At 53.9% G+C, this 24,839-nt stretch carries 21 protein-coding genes; 20 read left to right on the top strand and 1 reads right to left on the bottom strand.

Features of this window, described 5'->3' with window-relative positions; all coding sequences use genetic code 11:
- Positions 1 to 7 precede the first annotated feature (7 nt).
- On the bottom strand, positions 8 to 1,591 hold the full coding sequence (locus AC2FAP_RS09665) for a TerC family protein (protein WP_020883259.1): 1,584 nt from the start codon (positions 1,589 to 1,591) through the stop codon (positions 8 to 10).
- A gap of 692 nt (positions 1,592 to 2,283) precedes the next feature.
- Here AC2FAP_RS09665 and AC2FAP_RS09660 point away from each other — a divergent pair.
- The 20 genes from AC2FAP_RS09660 to wcaM all read left to right on the top strand — a co-directional run bounded on the left by AC2FAP_RS09660 (position 2,284) and on the right by wcaM (position 24,722).
- Positions 2,284 to 3,423 (top strand): polysaccharide export protein, encoded by a 1,140-nt coding sequence (locus AC2FAP_RS09660; RefSeq protein WP_014170829.1) that lies wholly within the window; start codon positions 2,284 to 2,286, stop codon positions 3,421 to 3,423.
- 6 nt (positions 3,424 to 3,429) lie between these two features.
- Positions 3,430 to 3,873: a low molecular weight protein-tyrosine-phosphatase Wzb gene (gene wzb, locus AC2FAP_RS09655; RefSeq protein WP_032678535.1), complete on the top strand. Its 444-nt coding sequence runs from the start codon at positions 3,430 to 3,432 to the stop codon at positions 3,871 to 3,873.
- A 2-nt stretch (positions 3,874 to 3,875) separates the two neighbouring features.
- Positions 3,876 to 6,038, top strand: coding sequence for a tyrosine-protein kinase Wzc (wzc, locus tag AC2FAP_RS09650; RefSeq protein WP_032680628.1), 2,163 nt, complete (start codon positions 3,876 to 3,878; stop codon positions 6,036 to 6,038).
- A 22-nt stretch (positions 6,039 to 6,060) separates the two neighbouring features.
- Entirely contained in the window at positions 6,061 to 6,903 is an 843-nt protein-coding gene (gene wcaA / locus AC2FAP_RS09645) for a colanic acid biosynthesis glycosyltransferase WcaA (RefSeq protein ID WP_032680629.1), read from the top strand.
- The gene (wcaB, locus tag AC2FAP_RS09640; protein ID WP_014170825.1) at positions 6,903 to 7,394 is read left to right on the top strand and encodes a colanic acid biosynthesis acetyltransferase WcaB; all 492 of its coding nucleotides are present in this window, start codon (positions 6,903 to 6,905) and stop codon (positions 7,392 to 7,394) included. The genes wcaA and wcaB overlap by 1 nt, the downstream gene beginning before the upstream one ends.
- Positions 7,391 to 8,608 carry a colanic acid biosynthesis glycosyltransferase WcaC gene (wcaC, locus tag AC2FAP_RS09635; protein WP_014170823.1) on the top strand — a complete coding sequence of 406 codons (1,218 nt, stop codon included), beginning with the start codon at positions 7,391 to 7,393 and terminating at the stop codon, positions 8,606 to 8,608. The genes wcaB and wcaC overlap by 4 nt, the downstream gene beginning before the upstream one ends.
- Positions 8,583 to 9,803, top strand: a complete 1,221-nt coding sequence (gene wcaD, locus AC2FAP_RS09630) for a colanic acid polymerase WcaD (RefSeq protein ID WP_020883262.1) — start codon at positions 8,583 to 8,585, stop codon at positions 9,801 to 9,803. The genes wcaC and wcaD overlap by 26 nt, the downstream gene beginning before the upstream one ends.
- Positions 9,804 to 9,819: 16 nt before the next feature.
- Positions 9,820 to 10,566 (top strand): colanic acid biosynthesis glycosyltransferase WcaE, encoded by a 747-nt coding sequence (wcaE, locus tag AC2FAP_RS09625; RefSeq protein ID WP_014170821.1) that lies wholly within the window; start codon positions 9,820 to 9,822, stop codon positions 10,564 to 10,566.
- Positions 10,567 to 10,581: 15 nt separating this feature from the next.
- The gene (gene wcaF / locus AC2FAP_RS09620) at positions 10,582 to 11,130 is read left to right on the top strand and encodes a colanic acid biosynthesis acetyltransferase WcaF (protein WP_449541850.1); all 549 of its coding nucleotides are present in this window, start codon (positions 10,582 to 10,584) and stop codon (positions 11,128 to 11,130) included.
- Between the two features lie 24 nt (positions 11,131 to 11,154).
- Positions 11,155 to 12,276, top strand: coding sequence for a GDP-mannose 4,6-dehydratase (gene gmd, locus AC2FAP_RS09615; RefSeq protein WP_014170819.1), 1,122 nt, complete (start codon positions 11,155 to 11,157; stop codon positions 12,274 to 12,276).
- A gap of 2 nt (positions 12,277 to 12,278) precedes the next feature.
- Positions 12,279 to 13,244: a GDP-L-fucose synthase gene (gene fcl, locus AC2FAP_RS09610; protein ID WP_014170818.1), complete on the top strand. Its 966-nt coding sequence runs from the start codon at positions 12,279 to 12,281 to the stop codon at positions 13,242 to 13,244.
- 2 nt (positions 13,245 to 13,246) lie between these two features.
- On the top strand, positions 13,247 to 13,726 hold the full coding sequence (locus AC2FAP_RS09605) for a GDP-mannose mannosyl hydrolase (RefSeq protein ID WP_072126435.1): 480 nt from the start codon (positions 13,247 to 13,249) through the stop codon (positions 13,724 to 13,726).
- Positions 13,723 to 14,946, top strand: a complete 1,224-nt coding sequence (gene wcaI / locus AC2FAP_RS09600; protein WP_014170816.1) for a colanic acid biosynthesis fucosyltransferase WcaI — start codon at positions 13,723 to 13,725, stop codon at positions 14,944 to 14,946. The genes AC2FAP_RS09605 and wcaI overlap by 4 nt, the downstream gene beginning before the upstream one ends.
- 3 nt (positions 14,947 to 14,949) lie before the next feature.
- The gene (cpsB, locus tag AC2FAP_RS09595) at positions 14,950 to 16,386 is read left to right on the top strand and encodes a mannose-1-phosphate guanyltransferase (RefSeq protein ID WP_014170815.1); all 1,437 of its coding nucleotides are present in this window, start codon (positions 14,950 to 14,952) and stop codon (positions 16,384 to 16,386) included.
- A gap of 109 nt (positions 16,387 to 16,495) precedes the next feature.
- Positions 16,496 to 17,866 carry a colanic acid biosynthesis phosphomannomutase CpsG gene (gene cpsG / locus AC2FAP_RS09590; protein WP_032680630.1) on the top strand — a complete coding sequence of 457 codons (1,371 nt, stop codon included), beginning with the start codon at positions 16,496 to 16,498 and terminating at the stop codon, positions 17,864 to 17,866.
- A gap of 62 nt (positions 17,867 to 17,928) precedes the next feature.
- Positions 17,929 to 19,323 (top strand): undecaprenyl-phosphate glucose phosphotransferase, encoded by a 1,395-nt coding sequence (gene wcaJ / locus AC2FAP_RS09585; protein WP_014170813.1) that lies wholly within the window; start codon positions 17,929 to 17,931, stop codon positions 19,321 to 19,323.
- A gap of 1 nt (position 19,324) precedes the next feature.
- Positions 19,325 to 20,803 (top strand): colanic acid undecaprenyl disphosphate flippase WzxC, encoded by a 1,479-nt coding sequence (gene wzxC / locus AC2FAP_RS09580; RefSeq protein WP_014170812.1) that lies wholly within the window; start codon positions 19,325 to 19,327, stop codon positions 20,801 to 20,803.
- A gap of 17 nt (positions 20,804 to 20,820) precedes the next feature.
- The gene (gene wcaK / locus AC2FAP_RS09575) at positions 20,821 to 22,101 is read left to right on the top strand and encodes a colanic acid biosynthesis pyruvyl transferase WcaK (protein WP_024908095.1); all 1,281 of its coding nucleotides are present in this window, start codon (positions 20,821 to 20,823) and stop codon (positions 22,099 to 22,101) included.
- Positions 22,098 to 23,318 carry a colanic acid biosynthesis glycosyltransferase WcaL gene (gene wcaL, locus AC2FAP_RS09570; RefSeq protein ID WP_014170810.1) on the top strand — a complete coding sequence of 407 codons (1,221 nt, stop codon included), beginning with the start codon at positions 22,098 to 22,100 and terminating at the stop codon, positions 23,316 to 23,318. The genes wcaK and wcaL overlap by 4 nt, the downstream gene beginning before the upstream one ends.
- A 12-nt stretch (positions 23,319 to 23,330) precedes the next feature.
- The gene (gene wcaM, locus AC2FAP_RS09565) at positions 23,331 to 24,722 is read left to right on the top strand and encodes a colanic acid biosynthesis protein WcaM (protein WP_025203690.1); all 1,392 of its coding nucleotides are present in this window, start codon (positions 23,331 to 23,333) and stop codon (positions 24,720 to 24,722) included.
- Positions 24,723 to 24,839 lie beyond the last annotated feature (117 nt).

Below are 24,839 nucleotides of genomic sequence, written 5' to 3'. Positions count from 1 at the left end.
CAACTCACTAAACCTCATAGTCCAGTTCTTCTTCATCCCGCAGTGGAATGAGCTGCACCTTCTGTACACGGTGGCTCTCAACCTGCAACGTTTTAAGCAGATAGTCGCCCACCTGAACCTCTTCTCCCGGTTGCGGGATACGCTGCAAATATTCCATCAGCAGACCGGCAATAGTGTGGTATTCGCGTTTTTCATCCAGCGGCAGCGGCACATATTGCACCAGGTCTTCCAGCGGCATATGGCCGTTCGCCGTCCACGACCCGTCGGCATTTTTCTGGATGTCGTGGCGCGCATCAATCTCATCCACCTCGTTGGGCAAATTACCGGCGATGGTTTCCATGACGTCGCTGAGCGTGACCAGTCCTTCAACGGAACCGAATTCATCCACCACAAAGGCAAAGTGAGTGCGCGCGTTACGGAACTGCTCAAGGGCAGAAAGCAGCTGCAGTCCTTCAGGGAAGACCAGCGGCTGGCGCACCAGAGCGCGCAGATTGAGTGCTTCACCGTGCAGCTGCTGTTGCAGCAGGTCGATGACGTGCACCACGCCCAGTAACTCCTCTTCCTCTTCACCACCGGTGACAACCACGCGGGTGTGCTGGTTTTTATCCAGCAGGGCGCGAATGTGCTCCTCCGGTGCCGTCAGGTCGATATGCTCAATGTCATGCCGTGATGTCATGATGCTGCTGACCGTCCGCTGATTAAGATTGAGCACTCGCTCAATCATCAGTCGCTCCTGCGGATTAAAGATCAGCCCGTCACTGTGATCGGCAAGCATCGCGGCGGATTCCGCATCCAGTTCCGCATCCTCTTTTTTCCCGCTCAGCAGGCGCATGACCGTGTCGGCCGTGCGTTGACGTAACGTCTGATTCGCTGAGAGGAAACGGCGACGGTTGAATATCGCCAGCTGGTTCAGCGCTTCAATCATTACTGAGAAACCAATGGCGGCATACAGATAGCCTTTCGGAATGTGGAATCCAAACCCGTCTGCCACCAGGCTAAAGCCAATCATCAGCAGGAAACTCAGGCAGAGAATAACAATGGTCGGGTGGCTGTTAACGAACCGGGTCAGGGCTTTACTCGCCATCACCATCAGCGTAATGGCAATGATCACTGCGGCCATCATCACGGCCAGGTGGTCAACCATCCCGACGGCGGTGATCACCGAGTCCAGTGAGAAGACGGCGTCCAGCACCACGATTTGCGCCACCACAGGCCAGAATTTTGCCCCGCGTCGCTGGGTCGGGTTTTCACTGTCTTTGCCTTCGAGCCGCTCATTAAGTTCAACTGTCGCTTTAAACAGCAGGAACAAGCCACCGAAGAGCATGATCAGGTCACGGGCGCTGAAGCTCAGGCCGTGAACGGAGAACAGAGGCTGTGTCAGCGTGACCAGCCAGGAGATAGAGGCCAGCAGCAGCAACCGCATCACCATCGCCAAAAGCAGGCCCGTTACGCGAGCGCGGTCACGCTGAGAAGGGGGCAGTTTTTCGGCGAGGATGGCGATAAAGACCAGATTATCAATACCGAGCACCAATTCGATGACAACCAGCGTCACCAGTCCGGCCCAGATTGATGGATCGGCAATCCATTCCATAGTAATAGCAATACCTTCTGTTATATGACGAATGTCACACTTCGATCATGGATAAAGCGGCGGGAAATTGCAATGCCGGGCTGAGATTTCTCTTAATAAGGCCGAACAAAAAGAGAGCAATACGCTGGCGCTGTAAATAAGGTAATTACGTATATTTTATTACGCACAGTACATTTTAGGATATATCGCAATTAATGGTTTTTATTGTTGCTTTGTCAATATAAAGAAAATCCTAAAAGGTCAAAACTTTGCTCTTAATATTAATCTTAAAAACAGTTATTAGGACAGTTGTCTCCTTGCCTGCTATTAGGTTAGCTGCAACAATTCCTCCAGCATCAAATGTTAAATCTCCTTGTTGCTATTATTGTTTCGGTCTTCAGGAATGGTTATTGATTATCCGTCGGGCGTTTTTGCGGCTGATATATTTCCAGAAGACCTTGTTCAAGAGGGTGTCTATCCATAACACATTGTTTAGTCAGTGGATTGGTAACTGAAAGCCAAGGGCGGTAGCGTGCCTGAAAGCGTGTGAATCAGCCTCGATTATTCTGTCAATAGCCAATGGATGAATAAGCTTTTTTTAGGACTGATGCCAGTTATATTTCTATTTGATTAACTGCATGCTGAAACCCAATACGACCCGGCTTATTTTAAATTGCACAGGATAATTACTCTGCCAAAGTGATAAATAATCAATGATGAAATCCAAAATGAAATTGATGCCATTATTGGTGTCTGTGACCTTGATGAGTGGTTGTACGGTCTTTCCCGGCAGCAATATGTCAACAATGGGTAAGGATGTGATCAAGCAGCAGGATGCCGATTTTGATCTCGACAAAATGGTGAATGTTTATCCACTCACGCCACGTCTGGTCGAACAATTACGCCCACGTCCGAATGTTGCTCAGCCGAATATGTCTCTGGATCAGGAGATTGCCTCCTACCAGTACCGCGTGGGGCCGGGTGATGTCATCAACGTCACCGTCTGGGACCACCCTGAACTGACCACACCAGCGGGCCAGTACCGTAGCTCAAGCGACACCGGTAACTGGGTACAGTCAGACGGCACCATGTTCTATCCCTATATTGGCAAGGTACACGTTGCCGGGAAAACGCTCGCCGAAATCCGCAGTGATATTACCGGCCGCTTAGCGCAGTACATCGCCGACCCGCAGGTGGACGTTAATATCGCCGCATTCCGCTCGCAAAAAGCCTATATCTCCGGACAGGTGAATAAATCCGGTCAACAGGCCATCACCAACGTACCGCTGACCGTTCTGGATGCCATTAACGCCGCCGGCGGTTTAACCGACGGTGCCGACTGGCGCAACGTGGTTCTGACGCACAACGGCAAAGAGCAGCGCATTTCGCTGCAGGCGCTGATGCAAAACGGTGACCTGACTCAGAACCGTCTGCTCTATCCGGGCGACATTCTCTACGTACCGCGCAATGACGATCTGAAAGTGTTCGTGATGGGCGAAGTTAAGAAACAGAGCACCCTCAAAATGGACTTCAGCGGCATGACCCTGACCGAAGCGCTGGGTAATGCAGAGGGTATTGATCTGACCACCTCCAACGCCACCGGTATCTTCGTGATCCGTCCGCTGAAAGGTGAGGGCAGTGCGAAAGGCAAGATTGCCAACATCTACCAGCTGGATATGTCCGATGCGACGTCTCTGGTGATGGCAACGGAGTTCCGTCTCCAGCCATACGATGTGGTGTATGTCACCACCGCACCGGTTGCCCGCTGGAACCGTCTGATCAACCAGTTGCTGCCAACCATCAGTGGCGTTCGCTACATGACGGATACGGCGCGCGACATTCATACCTGGTAATCCGCGATGTTTAACAAAATTCTGGTGGTATGCGTGGGGAACATTTGCCGTTCCCCTACGGCTGAACGGCTGCTGAAACTCTACCAGCCCGAACTGACCGTTGAATCCGCAGGGCTGGGTGCGCTGGTCGGTAAAGGTGCCGATGAGCGCGCAACGAGCGTGGCCCGCGATCATAACCTTTCGCTCGACGGGCACATCGCCCGTCAGGTCACCGGCCGTATGTGCCGGGAGTATGACCTGATCCTGACGATGGAAAAACGCCATATCCATGCGCTGTGTGATATCGCACCGGAGATGCGCGGCAAGGTGATGCTGTTTGGTCACTGGGACAATGAACGCGAAATCCCCGATCCATATCGCAAAAGCCATGAGGCCTTCGAGGCGGTATACACCTTACTTGACCAGTCTGCCCGTCAGTGGGCGCAGGCACTGAAAGTTCAGCAGGGATAACAATGACAGAAAAAACAAAACCTTCTGCCGCCCCGACTTCGGGCAGTGATGAAATCGATATTGGTCGCCTGGTCGGCACCGTCGTAGAGGCAAAGTGGTGGGTGCTTGGGATCACCGCCGTGTTTGCCGCGGCGGCCGTCGTCTATACGCTGTTTGCGACGCCAATCTACAGTGCCGATGCGCTGGTGCAGATTGAGCAAAATACCGGTAACTCGCTGGTGCAGGACATTGGCTCCGCACTGGCGAACAAACCGCCGGCCTCCGATGCGGAAATTCAGCTGATCCAGTCGCGCCTGGTTCTGGGTAAAACCGTTCACGACCTCGGCCTTGATATCTCCGTCACCAAAAATACCTTCCCGATCTTTGGTGCCGGCTGGGACCGTCTGATGGGACGCAGCAACGACACGGTCAAAGTGACTGACTTTGTGCTGCCAAAAGGAAGCGCGGATCAGACCTTTACCCTGACGGTGTTAGGCCCGAAACAGTACCAGTTGACCAGCGATGCGGGCTTTAGCGCGCGCGGTGAGGTGGGGCAGATGCTGACGAAAGAGGGTGTCAGCATGATGGTCAGCGCGATCCACGCCCAGGAGGGCGGTGAATTTACCGTGACCAAATTCTCCACGCTGGGAATGATTAACAATCTGCAGAACAACCTGACCGTCACTGAAAACGGCAAGGACACCGGTGTCCTGAGCATGACCTTTACCGGTGAAGATAAGGATCAGATCCGCGACATCCTCAACAGCATCACCCGTAACTATCTTGAGCAGAACGTTGAGCGTAAATCGGCTGAAGCAGCGAAAAGCCTGGCATTCCTCGCCAAACAGCTTCCGGAGGTCCGCGCCCGTCTGGATGATGCCGAGAACAAGCTGAACGCCTATCGTCAGGATAAAGACTCTGTCGACCTGCCGCTGGAAGCGAAATCCGTTCTCGACTCGATGGTTAACATTGATGCGCAGCTTAACGAGCTGACCTTCAAAGAGGCGGAGATTTCCAAGCTTTATACCAAGCGTCACCCGGCCTACCGTACGCTGCTTGAGAAACGCCGCACGCTGGAAGAAGAGAAGGCGAAACTCAACGACCGCGTCACTGCGATGCCTAAAACGCAGCAGGAAATCGTACGTCTGACCCGCGATGTGGAATCCGGACAGCAGGTGTACATGCAACTGCTGAATAAACAGCAGGAGCTGAAAATCACCGAAGCCAGTACCGTTGGTGATGTGCGCATCGTTGACCCGGCCATCACCCAGCCTGGGGTGCTGAAGCCGAAGAAAGCCCTCATCATTCTCGGCAGCATTATTCTGGGTCTTATCCTCTCCATCGTTGGCGTGCTGCTTCGCTCGCTGTTCAACCGTGGAATCGAAAGCCCGCAGGCACTGGAAGAGAGCGGTATCAACGTCTACGCCAGCATCCCGCTGTCGGAGTGGCAAAAATCGCGTGACAGCGTCAAAACCACCAAAGGCGTTAAGCGTTACAAACAAAGTCAGTTGCTGGCCGTGGGTAACCCAACCGATCTGGCCATCGAAGCAATTCGTAGTCTGCGTACCAGTCTGCACTTCGCCATGATGCAGGCCAAAAACAATGTTCTGATGCTGACCGGTGTCAGCCCGTCAATTGGTAAGACCTTTGTCTGTGCCAACCTGGCGGCGGTGGTGAGCCAGACCAATAAACGGGTGCTGCTGATCGACTGCGATATGCGTAAGGGCTATACCCACGAACTGCTGGGTACCAATAACGTCAACGGGCTGTCGGAAATCCTGCTGGGCAAAGGTGAGATTAGCCAGAGTGCAAAACCGACGACGGTGCCGAAGTTTGACCTTATTCCGCGTGGTCAGGTGCCGCCAAACCCATCAGAGCTGCTGATGAGTGAACGTTTTAGCGAGCTGGTGGAGTGGGCGAGCAAAAACTATGACCTGGTGTTGATTGATACCCCACCAATTCTGGCGGTGACCGATGCCGCCATTGTGGGCCGCCATGCGGGCACCACGCTGATGGTGGCGCGTTACGCGGTGAACACGCTGAAGGAAGTGGAAACCAGCCTGAGCCGCTTCGAGCAAAACGGAATTGAAGTGAAAGGGGTGATCCTGAACTCCATCTTCCGTCGTGCGACCGGTTACCAGGACTACGGTTACTACGAGTACGAATACAAGTCTGACAGTCACTAATCGTTAGCTTTCGGGGAAGACCATGACTACACAACGCCCTTTAGTTTCTATTTATATGCCGACATGGAATCGTCAGCAGCTGGCGATCCGCGCAATAAAATCTGTGCTGCGACAGGATTACGATAACTGGGAACTGATCATCGTTGATGACTGTTCTTCCTCGTACGAACAGCTGCAAAAGTTTGTGACTGACCTTAACGACCCGCGCGTGGTTTACACGCACAACGAGATTAACTCCGGTGCGTGCGCGGTGCGTAACCAGGCGATTATGCAGGCTAAAGGACAGTATCTGACCGGCATCGACGACGATGACGAATGGACGCCGAACCGTCTGTCGATCTTCCTGTCGCACAAAGCACAGCTGGTGACGCATGCGTTTTTGTATGCCAACGACTATGTCTGTCAGGGTGAAGTTTACTCGCAGCCTGCCAGCCTGCCGTTGTACCCGAAATCGCCTTACTCACGCCGCCTGTTCTTTAAACGCAACATCATTGGTAATCAGGTCTTTACCTGGGCGTGGCGCTTTAAGGAGTGCCTGTTCGATACCGAGCTGAAGGCTGCGCAGGATTACGACATCTTCCTGCGCATGGTGATGGAGTATGGCGAGCCGTGGAAGGTGGAAGAGGCGACGCAGATCCTGCATATCAATCACGGGGAGATGCAAATCACCTCGTCGCCGAAGAAATTCTCTGGTTACTTCCACTTTTACCGCAAGCACAAGGACAAGTTCGACCGTGCCAGCCGGAAGTATCAGCTGTTTACCCTCTATCAGATCCGCAATAAGCGCATGAACTGGCGCACGCTGCTCACGTTGTTGTCCGTGCGTAACGGCAAGCGTCTGGCTGATGGACTTCGGGGGAAATAATGTTTCTGGAAGATTGCCGCGCTAACAGCTGGAGCCTGCGCCCGTGCTGCATGGTTCTGGCGTACCGCATCGCGCATTTTTGCTCGGTGTGGCGCAAGAAAAATGTTTTAAACAATCTCTGGGCAGCACCGGTGCTGGTGCTGTACCGCATCATTACTGAATGTTTTTTTGGTTATGAAATTCAGGCCGCTGCCACCATTGGTCGCCGTTTTACCATTCATCACGGTTATGCCGTGGTGATCAACAAATTCGTTGTAGCCGGTGATGATTTCACTATTCGCCACGCGGTCACCATCGGTAACCGTGGGCCCGACAGCCTGGCCTGCCCGGTGATTGGCAATAACGTCGAGCTGGGCGCGAACGTGGTCATCATTGGCGACATCACGATTGGTAACAACGTCACGATAGGCGCAGGCAGCGTGGTGCTGGACAGTATTCCGGATAACGCGCTGGTGGTGGGTGAGAAAGCCCGCGTGAAGGTGATCAAATGAACATTCTGCAATTTAACGTCCGTCTCGCAGAGGGCGGGGCGGCCGGTGTGGCGCTGGATCTTCACCAGCGCGCGCTGCAAAAAGGACTTCAGTCTCGTTTTATTTACGGTTATGGCAAAGGCGGTAAGAAAAGCGTCAGCCACGATAACTACCCGCAGGTACATAAGCACACGCCGCGCCTGACTTCCGTGGCCAACATTGCCTTGTTCCGCCTGTTTAATCGCGATCTGTTTGGCAATCTTAATACCCTTTATCGCACCGTGACGCGCTCCCAGGGGCCGGTTGTGCTGCATTTCCACGTGCTTCACAGCTACTGGCTGAATCTGGAAGAGGTGGTGGCGTTTTGCCAGAAGGTGCAGGCCCACAAACCGGATACCCGCTTCGTCTGGACGCTGCACGATCACTGGAGCGTGACCGGTCGCTGCGCCTTTACCGACGGGTGTGAAGGTTGGAAAAGCAACTGCCAGAAGTGCCCGACGCTGAGCAACTATCCGCCGGTGAAAGTGGATCGTGCCCATCAGCTGGTGGCCGGAAAGCGCCAGCTGTTCCGCGACATGCTCTCGCTCGGCTGTACGTTTATCTCTCCAAGCCAGCACGTGGCCGATGCCTTTAACAGTCTGTATGGGGCAGGGCGCTGTCAGATCATCAATAACGGTATCGACGTGGCGACGGAAGCGATTCTGGCCGAACTTACCCCGGTTGCAGAAACCCCGGGTAAACCAAAAATCGCTATCGTTGCGCATGACCTGCGTTACGACGGCAAAACCAATCAGCAGCTGGTGCGCGACATGATGGCGCTGGGTGACAAGATTGAACTGCACACCTTCGGCAAGTTCTCGCCGTTCGAAGGGGCTAACGTGGTGAATCACGGGTTTGAAACAGACAAGCGCAAACTGATGAGCGCCCTCAATGGGATGGATGCGCTGGTATTCAGTTCGCGCGTGGATAACTACCCGCTGATCCTGTGCGAAGCGCTCTCCATCGGTGTGCCGGTGATTGCCACCCACAGCGATGCGGCACGTGAAGTGCTGGAAAAATCGGGCGGGACCACGTTTGCGGAGCATGAGGTGCTGCCTCTGGTGCAACTGCCGAAGGCGCAGATCGCGCAGGCCGTTTTTGGTACCGACCTGGAATCGTTCCGCAACCGCAGCCGCAAGGCCTACAGTGGACAACAGATGCTGGAGGAATATGTCTCGTTCTATCAGAGTCTGTAGTTATCTGCTGCTGCCGCTGATTTACCTGCTGGTCAACGTCAAAATTGCCCAGCTTGGCGAAAGCTTCCCGATAACCATAGTGACCTTCTTGCCCGTTCTGCTTCTGCTGTATGTCGACAAAATCAACCTCAAGAAGCTGATGATGGCCTTAGGGCTGGGCGTGGGTCTGACGCTATTTAACTACATCTTTGGTCAGTCTCTGGATGCCAGTAAATACGTCACCTCCACCATGCTGTTTGTTTATATCGTCATTATTATTGGCATGGTCTGGAGTATTCGTTTCAAGGTTATTTCGCCACACAATTATCGGAAAATCCTTAGGTTCTTTTATATTGCCGTTGCGTTAATTGTTATGCTTGCTGCACTGGAAATGGCGCAAATTATTTTGACCGGTGGCAGTAGCCTGATGGAGATAATTTCGAAATATCTCATTTACAGTAACAGCTATGTATTGAACTTCATCAAGTTTGGCGGAAAGCGTACGACAGCCCTCTATTTTGAACCGGCGTTTTTTGCTCTGGCACTAATCTCAATTTGGCTCAGCATCAAACAGTTTGGTATCAAAACCCCTAAGACCGATGCTATGATTCTTGCAGGAATTGTTCTGTCAGGATCGTTCTCAGGGGTAATGACATTTATCCTGTTTTACCTGCTGGAGTGGGCGTTCCAGTACCTGAACAAAGATGCGATTAAGAAAAAACTGCCGCTGGCGATTATCTCTCTGACAGTATTTATGGTTGGCGTGATATTTGCCTTCCCATACATCTCAGAACGCCTGGGAGATTTGGGAACCGAAGGCTCGTCATCCTATTATCGTATCATTGGTCCACTGGTGATGGTGGGTTATTCCTTAACCCATATCGATGGTGTAGTAAGATTCGGCTCACTTTACGAATATGTTGCATCATTCGGAATCTTTAACGGTGCGGATGTCGGTAAAACCATAGACAATGGCCTGTATCTGTTAATTATCTATTTTTCGTGGTTCGCCGTACTGTTGACACTGTGGTATCTGTTTAAAGTTTTCAAAATGATGATTAACGCGTTTGGTGATAACCAGAACTTTCGCGTTCAGCTTTATCTGTTTACACCGGTGTCGTTGTTTTTTACCGGGTCAATATTTAGCCCGGAATATGCTTTCTTGATTGTCTGTCCGTTTATTCTGCGCAAAGCGCTTAATATTACGAACGTATGACGAAATGAGGTGATTTATGTTTCTTAGCGTCATTACTGTCGCTTTTCGTAATTACGAAGGGGTGGTAAAAACCTGGCGCTCGCTGCGCAACCTGGCGCGCGATCCAAGCCTCACCTTTGAGTGGATTGTGGTCGATGGCGGCTCGAACGATGGTACGGCAGAGTTTCTGGAAAAACTCAACGGTGAGTTCAACTTACGTTTCATCAGCGAGAAAGATAAAGGCATCTACGATGCGATGAATAAAGGCATCGACATGGCGCAAGGCCGTTATGCCATCTTCCTGAATTCCGGTGACGTATTCCATGAGGATGTGGCGTTATTTGCCCGTCAGCTGGCGCGCCAGAAAGAGGATGCGATGTACATTGGCGACGCGCTGCTCGATTTTGGCGATGGCCATAAAGTTTGCCGCAGTGCGAAACCCGGCTGGTATATCTACCACAGTTTGCCTGCCAGCCATCAGGCCATTTTCTTCCCGGTAAAAGGTCTGAAAAAACAGCCTTACGATCTGCAGTATAAAGTTTCTTCAGATTATGCGCTGACTGCCAGCCTGTATAAATCAGGTTACCCGTTCCGTCGAATTAAAGGGCTGGTATCTGAATTTTCAATGGGCGGCGTGTCAACGTCTAATAATCTGGAACTGTGCCAGGATGCCAGAAATGTGCAGCGTAAAATATTAGGCGTGCCGGGGTTCTGGGCGGAATTATCTTATTTATTACGTCTGCGTACCACGGGTAAAACGAAAACCTTATATAACAAAGCCTGAATATAAGGAAACGTAATGCAGGATCTTAAAGGTTTCTCCGTGCCGAAAGGCTTTCGGGGCGGGAGCGGTATTAAAGTGCAGTTGTGGTGGACCGTACAGGCCACCTTATTTGCCTGGTCACCGCAAATACTGTACCGCTGGCGAGCTTTTTTATTGCGTCTGTTTGGCGCAAAAATAGGAAAAAACGTAGTCATTCGCCCGTCGGTAAAAATTACCTACCCGTGGAAATTAACGCTTGGGGATTATGCGTGGGTAGGGGATGACGCGGTGTTATATACCCTTGGCGATATTACGATTGGTGCAAATTCAGTGGTTTCACAGAAGTGTTATTTGTGCACCGGCAGTCACGATTTTATGAGTCAGCATTTTGATATTACCGCCACTCCGATTGTGATTGGCGAAAAATGCTGGCTGGCGACAGATGTTTTTGTTGCACCTGGTGTTTCTGTTGGCGATGGCACGGTAGTCGGTGCCCGCAGCAGCGTTTTTAAATCGCTACCGGCAAATAAAATTTGCCGTGGCAACCCCGCAGTGGTGATACGCGAACGCGTTGAAACTGATTAAATTCATAAGTAGAGGAATATAAACATGTCTAAAGTCGCTCTCATCACCGGCGTTACCGGACAGGATGGTTCTTACCTGGCAGAACTGCTGCTGGAAAAAGGTTATGAAGTACACGGTATTAAGCGTCGTGCTTCTTCATTCAACACCGAACGTGTGGATCACATTTATCAGGATCCTCATGCGGCGAACCCGAAATTCCATCTGCACTACGGCGACCTGACCGATACTTCCAACCTGACCCGTATTCTGCAGGAAGTGCAGCCGGATGAAGTGTACAACCTGGGCGCGATGAGCCACGTTGCGGTCTCCTTCGAATCTCCGGAATACACCGCTGACGTTGACGCAATGGGTACGCTGCGTCTGCTGGAAGCGATTCGCTTCCTCGGCCTTGAGAAGAAAACCCGTTTCTACCAGGCATCCACCTCTGAGCTGTACGGTCTGGTGCAGGAAATTCCTCAGAAAGAGACGACCCCGTTCTACCCACGTTCTCCGTACGCCGTGGCGAAATTGTACGCGTACTGGATCACCGTGAACTACCGTGAATCCTACGGCATGTATGCCTGTAACGGCATTCTGTTCAACCACGAATCCCCACGTCGTGGTGAAACTTTCGTTACCCGTAAAATCACCCGCGCTATCGCTAACATCGCACAGGGTCTGGAATCTTGCCTGCACCTCGGCAACATGGATTCCCTGCGTGACTGGGGCCATGCCAAAGACTACGTAAAAATGCAGTGGATGATGCTGCAGCAGGAAAAACCAGAAGACTTCGTCATCGCAACCGGCGTGCAGTACTCCGTACGTCAGTTTGTTGAGATGGCTGCCGCTCAGCTGGGTATCAAACTGCGCTTCGAAGGTACCGGCGTGGAAGAGAAAGGCATCGTGGTTTCCGTAACCGGCCATGACGCACCGGGCGTGAAACCGGGCGACGTGATTGTACAGGTTGACCCACGTTACTTCCGTCCTGCTGAAGTGGAAACCCTGCTGGGCGACCCAACCAAAGCACACGAAACACTGGGCTGGAAACCAGAAACGACTCTGCAGGAGATGGTTTCCGAGATGGTTGCCAAAGATCTTGAAGCAGCGAAAAAACACTCCCTGCTCAAGTCTCATGGCTACGAGGTTGCCATCGCGCTGGAGTCCTGAGAATGACAAAACAACGTATTTTTGTCGCGGGTCATCGCGGAATGGTGGGTTCCGCGATTGTTCGCCAGCTTGAACAGCGCGGTGATGTCGATGTGATTGTCCGTACCCGTGACGAGTTGAACCTGCTCGACAGCAAAGCGGTACAGGACTTCTTCGCCAGTGAACGTATTGACCAGGTGTATCTGGCGGCGGCGAAAGTGGGCGGCATTGTTGCCAACAACACGTATCCGGCGGATTTCATCTACGAGAACATGATGATTGAGAGCAACATCATTCACGCAGCGCATCTGCACAACGTGAATAAGCTGTTGTTCCTCGGCTCATCCTGTATCTACCCGAAAATGGCGAAGCAGCCGATCGCTGAGAGCGAACTGCTGCAGGGCACGCTGGAAGCAACCAACGAGCCGTATGCGATTGCCAAGATTGCCGGGATCAAGCTGTGCGAATCCTACAACCGTCAGTATAACCGCGACTATCGTTCGGTGATGCCGACCAACCTGTACGGACCGCATGACAACTTCCACCCGAGCAATTCGCACGTGATCCCGGCGCTGCTGCGTCGTTTCCACGAGGCAACGGCCGAAAATGCACCGGATGTGGTGGTGTGGGGCAGCGGTACGCCAATGCGTGAATTCCTGCATGTGGATGACATGGCGGCTGCCAGCATCCACGTAATGGAGCTGGATCGTGAGGTGTGGCAGGAAAACACCGAACCGATGCTGTCGCACATTAACGTCGGTACTGGCGTGGATTGCACCATTCGTGAGCTGGCGCAAACCATCGCGCAGGTGGTGGGTTACAAAGGCCGCGTGGTCTTTGACGCCACCAAACCGGACGGCACGCCGCGCAAACTGCTGGACGTGACCCGTCTGCATCAGCTGGGCTGGTATCACGAGGTATCTCTGGAGCAGGGGCTGGCAAGCACCTACCAGTGGTTCCTTGAAAACCAGCACCGCTTCCGGGGGTAATGATGTTTTTAAGTCAGGAAGATTTTGCCACGGTAGTGCGTTCCACTCCGCTCATCTCAATTGATTTGGTGGTGGAGAACGAACGCGGCGAGTTCTTGCTGGGAAAACGAACCAACCGTCCTGCACAGGGCTTTTGGTTCGTGCCCGGCGGGCGCGTGCAGAAGGATGAGACGCTGGAAAATGCTTTTGAGCGTCTCACTCTGGCGGAACTGGGCCTGCAACTGCCGATGGCGGCAGGCCAGTTTTACGGGGTCTGGCAGCACTTCTATGACGATAACTTTTCGGGCACCGGTTTCACCACGCACTATGTGGTGCTCGGTTTTCGCCTGAAGGTGAGTGAGGCAGACCTGCGTCTGCCTGATTCTCAGCATGACGACTACCGCTGGCAGACGCCAGAGGCGTTGCTGGCCAGTGACAATGTGCATGACAACAGTCGTGCCTATTTCCTGGCCGATCGTCAGTCCGGAGTGCCGGGCTTATGAAAATTCTGGTGTACGGAATCAACTATTCGCCGGAGTTAACCGGAATCGGTAAATACACCGGCGAAATGGTCGAGTGGATGGCGAGCCAGGGACATGACGTGCGGGTCATTACCGCGCCGCCATACTACCCGGAATGGAAAGTAGGTGAGCGCTATTCAGGCTGGCGCTACCGTCGCGAAGAGGGTGCCGCGACCGTCTGGCGTTGCCCGCTGTACGTGCCGAAACAGCCCTCAACGCTGAAGCGGTTACTTCATCTGGGCAGCTTTGCCCTGAGCAGTTTCTTCCCGCTGATGGCGCAACGTCGCTGGAAGCCGGATCGCATTATCGGTGTGGTGCCAACGCTGTTCTGCACCCCAGGTATGCGCCTGCTGGGCAAACTCTCCGGCGCGCGCACGCTGCTTCACATTCAGGATTATGAAGTGGACGCCATGCTCGGCCTGGGAATGGCCGGCAAAGGTAAGAGCGGGAAGGTGGCGAAACTCGCCAGCGCCTTCGAGCGCAGCGGCCTGCATAACGTGGATTATGTCTCGACCATCTCGCGCTCAATGATGAACAAAGCGCAGGAGAAGGGCGTACCGGCGGAAAAAGTGATCTTTTTCCCCAACTGGTCTGAAGTGGCGCGTTTTCGCGACGTGACAGACAGTGACGCTCAGGCGCTACGCGCTCAGCTCGGTTTGCCTGACGACCAAAAAATTATTCTTTACTCAGGCAACATCGGCGAGAAGCAGGGGCTTGAGAGCGTCATCGACGCCGCACAGCAACTGAGCCATCAACCCTGGATGTTTGTCATCGTCGGGCAGGGCGGCGGAAAAGCGCGACTTGAAAAAATGGCCAACGAACGCGGCCTGACGAACGTGAAATTTTTCCCGCTTCAGTCTTACGAGGCACTGCCTGCGTTGCTGAAGATGGGCGACTGCCATCTGGTGGTACAAAAGCGCGGCGCGGCAGACGCGGTGCTGCCGTCCAAGCTGACCAACATTCTGGCAGTGGGCGGTAACGCGGTGATCACGGCGGAAGCCGAAACAGAATTAGGCCAGCTGTGCGACAGCTATCCGGGGATCGCCGTTTGCGTGGAACCGGAATCGGTCCCGGCGCTGGTCACTGGCATTGAACGGGCACTTGCCATGCCAAAAACGAACACGGTGGCACGTGAATATGCCGAACGCACGCTCGAGAAAGAGAACGTGCTGAGCCAATTTATTGCAGATATACGGGGATAAATCATGAGTCAAACCACTTTGTATCCGGTTGTGATGGCAGGTGGCTCTGGTAGCCGGTTGTGGCCGCTGTCCCGCGTGCTCTATCCAAAACAGTTCCTCTGCCTGAAAGGGGAGCTCACCATGCTGCAGACGACGGTTAACCGCCTGCAGGGTGTGGAGTGTGAAAGCCCGGTGGTGATTTGTAACGAACAACACCGCTTTATTGTCGCCGAGCAGCTGCGCCAGCTGAACAAACTCACAGAAAATATCATTCTGGAGCCTGCCGGACGTAACACCGCCCCCGCGATTGCGCTGGCGGCGCTGGCGGCCAAACGCAGCAGCCCGGATTGCGATCCGCTGATGCTGGTTCTGGCGGCAGACCATGTTATTCAACAGGAAGAGTCGTTCCGCGAGGCGGTACGCGCGGCTATTCCTTACGCCGAAAACGGCAAACTGGTGACTTTCGGCATCGTGCCGGACCTTCCGGAAACCGGCTACGGGTATATTCGTCGTGGCAATGTGACCCCGGGCGAAGGCGACAGCGTAGCGTTTGACGTGGCGCAGTTTGTCGAAAAACCGAATCTTGAAACCGCGCAGGCGTATGTGGCCAGCGGTGAATATTACTGGAACAGCGGGATGTTCCTGTTCCGCGCTGGCCGCTACCTGGAAGAGCTGCGCAAATATCGCCCGGATATTCTGGACGCCTGCGAGAAAGCGATGGCGGTAGTGGATCCGGATCTCGATTTTATCCGCGTTGACGAAGCGTCTTTCCTCGCCTGCCCGGAAGAGTCAATTGACTATGCGGTAATGGAACGCACGGCCGATGCCGTTGTGGTACCGATGGATGCGGGCTGGAGTGATGTTGGCTCCTGGTCCTCCCTGTGGGAGATCAGCGCCCATACCCCGGAGGGTAACGTCCACCACGGTGATGTTATCAGCCACAAAACGGAAAACAGCTATGTCTACGCCGAGTCCGGTCTGGTGACCACAGTTGGCGTGAAGGATCTGGTGGTCGTACAGACGAAAGACGCCGTGCTGATTGCTGACCGTAATGCCGTGCAGGACGTTAAAAAAGTGGTGGAGAAGATCAAGGCCGATGGTCGCCATGAACACCATATCCACCGCGAAGTGTATCGTCCGTGGGGCAAATATGACTCCATCGATGCCGGTGAACGTTACCAGGTGAAACGCATCACCGTGAAACCGGGTGAGGGGTTGTCGGTACAGATGCACCACCACCGTGCCGAGCACTGGGTCGTGGTGGCGGGTACCGCCAAAGTCACGATTGATGGCGAAGTGAAACTGCTGGGCGAAAACGAGTCAATCTATATTCCGCTGGGAGCCACGCACTGTCTGGAAAACCCGGGGAAAATTCCTCTCGACTTAATTGAAGTGCGCTCCGGTTCGTACCTGGAAGAAGACGATATTGTCCGTTTCCAGGACCGTTACGGGCGGGTATAGCGCCGTCTCTAAAGCCGGATAGCGTTTCGCGCATCCGGCCTGCGAATGAATAAAAACAAATTTGCCTGTTAATCGGGCGGGCCAACTGTTGCCTGAAAAAGGGGTCATCATGGAAAAATTAACCTGTTTTAAAGCCTACGATATTCGCGGCAAGCTGGGCGAAGAGCTGAATGAAGACATTGCGTGGCGCATTGGCCGCGCATACGGCGAATATCTTAAGCCACAAACGATTGTCCTGGGCGGCGATGTACGCCTGACCAGTGAGTCCCTGAAGCTGGCGCTGGCAAAAGGGCTGCAGGATGCGGGAGTGGACGTGCTGGATATCGGCTTGTCCGGCACCGAAGAGATTTACTTTGCCACCTTCCACCTCGGCGTGGACGGCGGTATCGAAGTGACAGCCAGCCATAACCCAATGGACTACAACGGTATGAAGCTGGTGCGCAAGGGCGCGCGTCCTATCAGCGGCGATACCGGTCTGCGTGACGTGCAGCGTCTCGCCGAAGCTAACGATTTCCCGCCGGTGAATGAAGCGAAACGCGGCAGCTATAAGCAGATCGACCTGCGTAAAGCGTACATCGACCACCTGCTGGGCTACATCAACGTTGCAAACCTGAAACCGCTGAAGCTGGTGATCAACTCCGGTAACGGCGCGGCCGGCCCGGTGGTGGATGCGCTCGAAGCCCGCTTTAAGGCCCTGAACGTGCCGGTAACCTTCGTTAAGGTCCATAACACCCCGGACGGCAACTTCCCGAACGGTATCCCGAACCCGCTGCTGCCGGAGTGCCGCGACGACACCCGTAACGCGGTCATCGAACACGGTGCCGATATGGGTATCGCCTTTGACGGCGATTTCGACCGCTGCTTCCTGTTCGACGAAAAAGGCCAGTTCATCGAAGGCTACTACATTGTCGGTCTGCTGGCGGAAGCGTTCCTCGAGAAGAACCCGGGCGCGAAGATCATTCACGATCCGCGTCTGTCCTGGAACACCGTGGATGTGGTGAACGCCGCGGGCGGCCAGCCGGTGATGTCCAAAACCGGTCATGCCTTCATCAAAGAGCGTATGCGCGAAGAAGACGCCATTTATGGCGGCGAGATGAGCGCCCACCACTATTTCCGTGATTTTGCCTACTGCGACAGCGGGATGATCCCGTGGCTGCTGGTGACCGAGCTGCTGTGTCTGAAAGGGCAGACCCTTGGCGAGCTGGTACGCGACCGCATGGCGGCCTTCCCGGCAAGTGGCGAAATCAACAGCAAACTGGCGCAGCCGGCCGAGGCCATTGCCCGCGTGGAGCAGCATTTTGCCCTCCATGCGCTGGAAATTGACCGTACCGACGGCATCAGCATGGCGTTCCCGCAGTGGCGTTTTAACCTGCGCTCTTCAAATACCGAGCCGGTGGTGCGCCTGAACGTGGAATCCCGCGCGGATACCGCGTTGATGGAAGCGCGAACGAAGGACATTCTGGCGCTGTTGAATCAGTAAATAGCTTTCCCTCTCACCCTGATGTGGGGTGAGGGGGCAGGTGTTGAACTAAAGGAACAACGATGACGAATCTAAAAAAACGCGAACGAGCGAGAACGAATGCATCGTTAATCTCCATGGTGCAGCGTTTTTCTGATATCACCATCATGGTCGGCGGATTATGGGTGGTGAGTTGGGTAAGCGGGCAATCCTTCTTCTACATGCATCTGCTCATGGCGCTGATTGCGCTGGTTGTGTTCCAGATGATCGGGGGGATGACCGACTTCTACCGTTCGTGGCGTGGTGTGAAAATGACCACCGAACTGATGCTGTTGCTGCAGAACTGGACATTAAGCCTGATCTTCAGCGCAGGGCTGGTGGCATTCAGCCATGATTTTGATAATCGCCTGGTGACGTATCTGTGCTGGTACCTGATTACCAGCGTCGGCATGGTCGTATGCCGCACCCTGATCCGTTTTGGCGCCGGCTGGCTGCGTAACCGCGGTTATAACCGTCGCTTTGTCGCCGTGGCGGGGGATTTGCCGGTAGGGAAGGTGCTTCTCGATAGCTTCCGCAAAGAGCCATGGTTAGGTTTTGAAGTGGTCGGGATTTATCACGACGCGAAGCCTGGCGGCGTGCCTTCAGACTGGGCCGGTAATTACGAACAGCTTATTGAGGACGCGAAAGCCGGCAAAATTCATAACGTCTACATCGCGATGCAGATGAAAGATGAATCCCGCATCAAGAAACTGATGCGTGAACTGGCCGATACCACCTGTTCGGTGATCCTGATCCCGGACGTCTTTACCTTTAACATCCTCCACTCCCGTATTGAAGAAGTGAACGGCGTGCCGGTCGTGCCGCTGTATGACACCCCGCTGTCGGGTATCAATCGCGTGCTCAAGCGCCTGGAAGATATCGTGCTCTCTTCACTGATCTTACTGCTGATCTCCCCGGTGCTGTGCTGCATTGCTCTGGCGGTGAAGCTGAGCTCCCCGGGCCCGGTTATCTTCCGTCAGACCCGCTACGGCATGGACGGTAAGCCCATCATGGTGTGGAAATTCCGCTCAATGAAGGTGATGGAGAACGATAAGGTCGTGACCCAGGCGACGCAGAACGATCCACGTGTGACGCGGGTGGGGAACTTCCTGCGCCGTACCTCGCTGGATGAGCTGCCGCAGTTTATCAACGTCTTTACCGGTGGCATGTCGATTGTCGGACCCCGTCCCCATGCCGTGGCTCACAACGAACAGTACCGCTCGCTGATTGAAGGCTACATGTTGCGCCATAAAGTGAAGCCAGGCATTACCGGCTGGGCGCAGATCAACGGCTGGCGCGGCGAGACCGACACGCTGGAAAAAATGGAAAAACGCATCGAATTCGACCTGGAGTACATTCGTGAATGGAGCCTCTGGTTCGATATCAAGATCGTCTTTCTGACCATCTTCAAAGGTTTCGTGAACAAAGCGGCGTACTAAGATGAGCTTACGTGAAAAAACCATCAGCGGCGCCAAATGGTCAGCGATGGCGACCATTGTCATCATTGGCCTCGGCCTGGTGCAGATGACGGTGCTGGCGCGCATTATCGATAACCACCAGTTCGGTCTGCTGACCGTCTCGCTGGTGATTATCGCGCTGGCCGATACGTTGTCTGACTTCGGCATTGCTAACTCGATTATCCAGCGCAAAGAGATCAGCCATCTGGAATTGACCACGCTCTACTGGCTGAACGTTGGGCTGGGGGTGTTCGTTTTCGTGCTGGTGTTCCTGTTGAGCGATACCATCGCCAGCGTGCTGCACAACCCCGATCTGGCACCGCTGATGCGTACGCTCTCGTTTGCTTTTGTGGTGATCCCGCACGGGCAACAGTTCCGCGCGCTGATGCAGAAAGAGCTGGAATTCAACAAGATTGGGATGATCGAGACCAGCGCCGTTCTCGCAGGGTTTACCTTTACCGTGGTCAGCGCCCATTTCTGGCCGCTGGCCATGACCGCTATCCTCGGGTATCTGGTTAACTCTGCCGTGCGTACGCTGCTGTTCGGCTACTTTGGCCGCAAGATTTACCGTCCTGGGCTGCATTTCTCTCTCGCTTCGGTGTCATCCAACCTGCGTTTTGGCGCGTGGCTCACCGCCGACAGCATCATCAACTATGTCAACACCAACCTCTCCACGCTGGTGCTGGCACGCATCCTCGGGGCGAGCGTCGCAGGGGGGTACAACCTGGCATATAACGTCGCGGTAGTACCACCAATGAAGCTCAACCCGATTATCACCCGCGTACTGTTCCCGGCGTTCGCCAAAATTCAGGACGACACCGAGAAGCTGCGCGTCAATTTTTACAAGCTGCTCTCTGTGGTGGGCATTATCAATTTCCCGGTTTTGCTGGGGCTGATGGTTGTCTCGAGCAACTTCGTGCCGCTGGTGTTTGGCGAGAAGTGGAACAGCATTATCCCGATCCTGCAGCTGCTGTGCGTGGTGGGGCTGCTGCGATCCGTTGGCAACCCGATTGGCTCATTGCTGATGGCTAAAGCGCGGGTTGATATCAGCTTCAAATTCAACGTGTTTAAAACGTTCCTGTTTATTCCGGCGATTATCGTCGGTGGACATATGGCCGGCGCCATTGGGGTCACGCTTGGTTTTCTGCTGGTGCAGATCATCAACACCGTTCTGAGCTACTTCGTGATGATCAAGCCGGTGCTGGGCTCCAGCTACCGGCAGTACATTCTGAGCCTGTGGCTGCCGTTTTATCTGTCACTGCCTACCCTTGCGGTGAGCTATGGCCTGGGCATCGTGCTCACTGGCCATCTGCCGCTCGCGGCCATGCTGGCAATACAGGTCGCAGCAGGTGCACTGGCGTTTGGCGTGATGATTGTGCTGTCACGTAATGCGCTGGTGGTGGAGATGAAGCGCCAGTTTTGCCGTAACGAAAAAATGAAAACGCTGCTTCGCGCAGGCTAGTTATTTAAGAGGCCATTATGAAATTACTTATTCTTGGCAACCATACCTGCGGCAACCGTGGCGACAGCGCCATTCTGCGCGGTTTATTGGATGCGATTAACACCCTTAAGCCTGAGACTGAAGTGGACGTGATGAGCCGTTATCCGGTCAGCTCTTCCTGGTTATTGAACCGCCCGGTAATGGGCGACCCGCTCTACAGCCAGATGAAGCAGCACAACAACGCTGCCGGCGTGATGGGACGCGTGAAGAAAGTTCTGCGCCGTCGCTATCAGCACCAGGTGTTGCTGTCCCGTGTAACTGATACCGGCAAGCTGCGTAACATCGCCATTGCTCAGGGCTTCACGGATTTCGTTCGACTGCTGTCGGGCTACGACGCCATTATTCAGGTCGGCGGATCGTTCTTCGTCGATCTTTACGGTGTGCCTCAGTTTGAGCACGCACTTTGCACATTCATGGCGAAAAAACCGCTGTTTATGATTGGTCACAGCGTCGGGCCGTTCCAGGATCCGCAGTTTAACCAGCTGGCAAACTATGTCTTCGGCCACTGCGATGCTCTGATCCTGCGTGAGTCGGTAAGCCTCGATATGATGAAACGCAGTGAGATTGACACCTCTAAAGTGGAACACGGGGTGGACACCGCCTGGCTGGTGGATCATCAGGACGACAGTTTCCAGGCGAGCTACGCAGTGCAGCACTGGCTGGACGTGGCGGCGAAACAGAAAACGGTCGCCATCACCCTGCGCGAACTCGCACCGTTTGATAAACGTTTAGGCACCACCCAGGCGGCGTATGAGAAAGCGTTTGCTGACGTAGTGAACCGTGTGCTGGACAGCGGATACCAGGTGCTGGCGCTTTCAACCTGTACCGGCATCGACAGCTATAACAAAGATGACCGCATGGTGGCGCTGAACCTGCGCAACCTGGTAAACGATCCGTCCCGTTATCACGTGGTGATGGACGAACTGAACGATCTCGAGATGGGCAAATTGCTCTCAGCCTGTGACCTCACCGTGGGCACGCGTCTGCACTCGGCGATCATTTCGATGAACTTTGGCACGCCGGCCATTGCGATTAACTACGAGCACAAGTCAGCCGGCATTATGCAGCAGCTTGGCATGCCTGAAATGGCCGTTGATATTCGTCATCTGCTGGATGGTTCGCTTGGCGCGATGGTGGGCGATACCCTGGGGCAATTGCCTGCCATCAATGAACGCCTGGCCGTCGCGGTGAAAGCCGAGCGCGAGAAGGGAATTGGGATGGTGAAATCGGTGCTCGACCGCGTCCGGGAGGGGAAATGAAGGTTGGTTTCTTCTTACTGAAATTTCCGCTGTCGTCTGAAACCTTTGTGCTGAACCAAATCACCGCGTTTATCGATATGGGATACGACGTGGAGATCATCGCCCTGCAAAAGGGCGATACACAAAATACCCATGCGGCGTATACGCAGTATGGGCTGGAGGCGAAAACCCGCTGGCTGCAGGACGAGCCCTCAGGAAGAGTAAATAAGCTGCGCCACCGGGCCAGCCAGACCTTACGCGGGATCCATCGTGCGTCGACCTGGCGCGCGCTGAATGTTTCCCGCTATGGCGCGGAATCTCGCAACCTGATCCTGTCTGCCATTTGTGGTCAAACGGCGCAGCCGTACCGCGCCGATGTGTTTATTGCTCACTTTGGCCCGGCGGGCGTGACCGCCGCCAAACTGCGTGAGCTGGGGGTGATTGACGGTAAGATTGCGACCATCTTCCACGGTATCGACATCTCCAGCCGCGAGGTATTGAACCACTACACGCCGGAGTATCAGCAGCTTTTCCGCCGTGGCGACATGATGCTGCCCATCAGCGACCTGTGGGCCGGGCGTCTGAAAAACATGGGCTGTCCGCAGGAAAAAATCACCGTTTCGCGTATGGGCGTGGATTTAGAGCGCTTTACCCGCCGCCCGGTCAAGGTACCGGGAAAACCGCTGCAGATAATCTCTGTTGCGCGTCTGACGGAGAAAAAAGGTCTGCACGTGGCCATCGAAGCCTGCCGCCAGCTGCGAGCGCGCGGCGTGGATTTCCGCTATCGCATTCTCGGTATTGGCCCGTGGGAGCGTCGTCTTCGCACGCTTATCGAACAGTATCAGCTGGAAGATTATGTGGAGATGCCAGGCTTTAAGCCAAGCCACGAGGTGAAGGCCATGCTGGATGAGGCGGATGTATTCCTGCTGCCTTCCGTCACCGGCGCCGATGGCGATATGGAGGGGATCCCGGTTGCGTTAATGGAGGCGATGGCCGTCGGTATTCCGGTGGTGTCGACCCTGCACAGCGGGATCCCGGAGTTAATCAAGTCTGATTACTCCGGCTGGCTGGTACCGGAGAATAATGCGATGGCCCTTGCGGATCGTTTAGCCGAATTTAGCGGCATCGACCAACAGGCGCTGGAGCCCGTTATCCACAACGCCCGACAAAAAGTTGAAGCAGATTTTAACCAGCAGGTGATTAATCGCCAGTTAGCGAGCCTGCTGCAAACGTTGTAACGCCGAGGTTGTATGCTGAAAAAGATTACCCGACGCACCTTTGTCTCTTCTTTATCCGTCCTGGCGGCTACGCCGCTGCTGTCGTCCCGCATTGCGCGGGCGGCAACCGGAAAGACGGTCTCTGTTAACCAGTACAACAACAACGACTGGATCGCCGCCTTTAAGCAGGCATTTAACGAAGGCGACACCGTTGTTGTCCCTGCCGGGCTCACCTGTAAAAACATCAATACGGGCATTTTCATTCCTGACGGTAAAACGCTGTTGATCCGCGGTGCGTTAACGGGAAATGGTCGCGGACGCTTTGTGCTGCAGGAAGGCAGTAAAGTGATTGGTGAAGGTGACGGCCGCACGGAGAACATTACGCTGGACATTCGCGGTTCAGACTGTGTGATCAAAGGGCTGGCAATGAGCGGCTTTGGACCGGTGACGCAGATCTACATTGGCGGCAAAAAGCCTCGCGTCATGCGCAACCTGCTGATTGATAACATCAGCGTAAGCCAGGCTAACTACGCCATCCTGCGCCAGGGATTCCATAATCAGATAGATGGCGCGCGCATCACCAACAGTAAATTCAGCCATTTGCAGGGCGACGCGATTGAGTGGAACGTCGCCATTAATGACCGTAACATCCTGATCTCCGATCATGTGATTGACAACATTAACTGTACAAACGGCAAGATCAACTGGGGCATCGGCATTGGTCTCGCCGGCAGCACCTACGACAACGATTATCCGGAAAAGCAAACCGTGAAGAACTTCGTGGTGGCAAATATCACCGGTAGCAACTGTCGTCAGTTAGTCCACGTCGAAAACGGTAAGCACTTTATTATTCGCAATATTAAGGCCAAGAATATCACTCCTGACTTCAGCAAGAAGGCGGGAATAGACAACGCCACGGTAGCCATTTATGGCTGTGATAATTTCATTATTGATAATGTCGATATGGTCAATAGTGCTGGCATGCTGATCGGCTACGGTGTAATAAAAGGTGACTATCTCTCGATACCTCAGAACTTTAAGCTGAACGACATTCGCCTGGATAATCGCCAGCTTGCGTACAAACTGCGCGGAATACAAATTTCATCCGGCAACGCCACCTCCTTTGTGGCCATCACCAACGTTGAGATGCAGCGGGCAACGCTTGAGTTGCACAACAAACCGCAACACCTCTTCTTGCGTAATATCAACGTGATGCAGGAAGCTGCCGTCGGCCCGGCGCTGAAGATGAATTTCGACCTGCGTAAGGATGTGCGAGGCAAGTTTATGGCTAAAGATGAGACCTTACTGTCGCTGGCGAACATCAAGGCTGTGAATGAGAAAGGGCAGAGCTCCGTGGATATTGACCGCGTGGACCAGCAGGTGGTGAATACGGAGCGGCTGAATTTTGCGCTCCCGCACAGATAATCGACAATTGTCTTTTTTTGCGACTATTCCTGGCACAGAAACGCGATCTATTCAGATTACAACTACTGTTTTTTGTGATGTGGTCCCCTAACATCATATAAGAATCACGGCAAATCA

The organism is Enterobacter cloacae complex sp. 394I7 (genome assembly GCF_057320345.1).
Note: the sequence above shows the minus strand (reverse complement) of the source record. Positions and strands in the feature narration are given on the sequence as shown.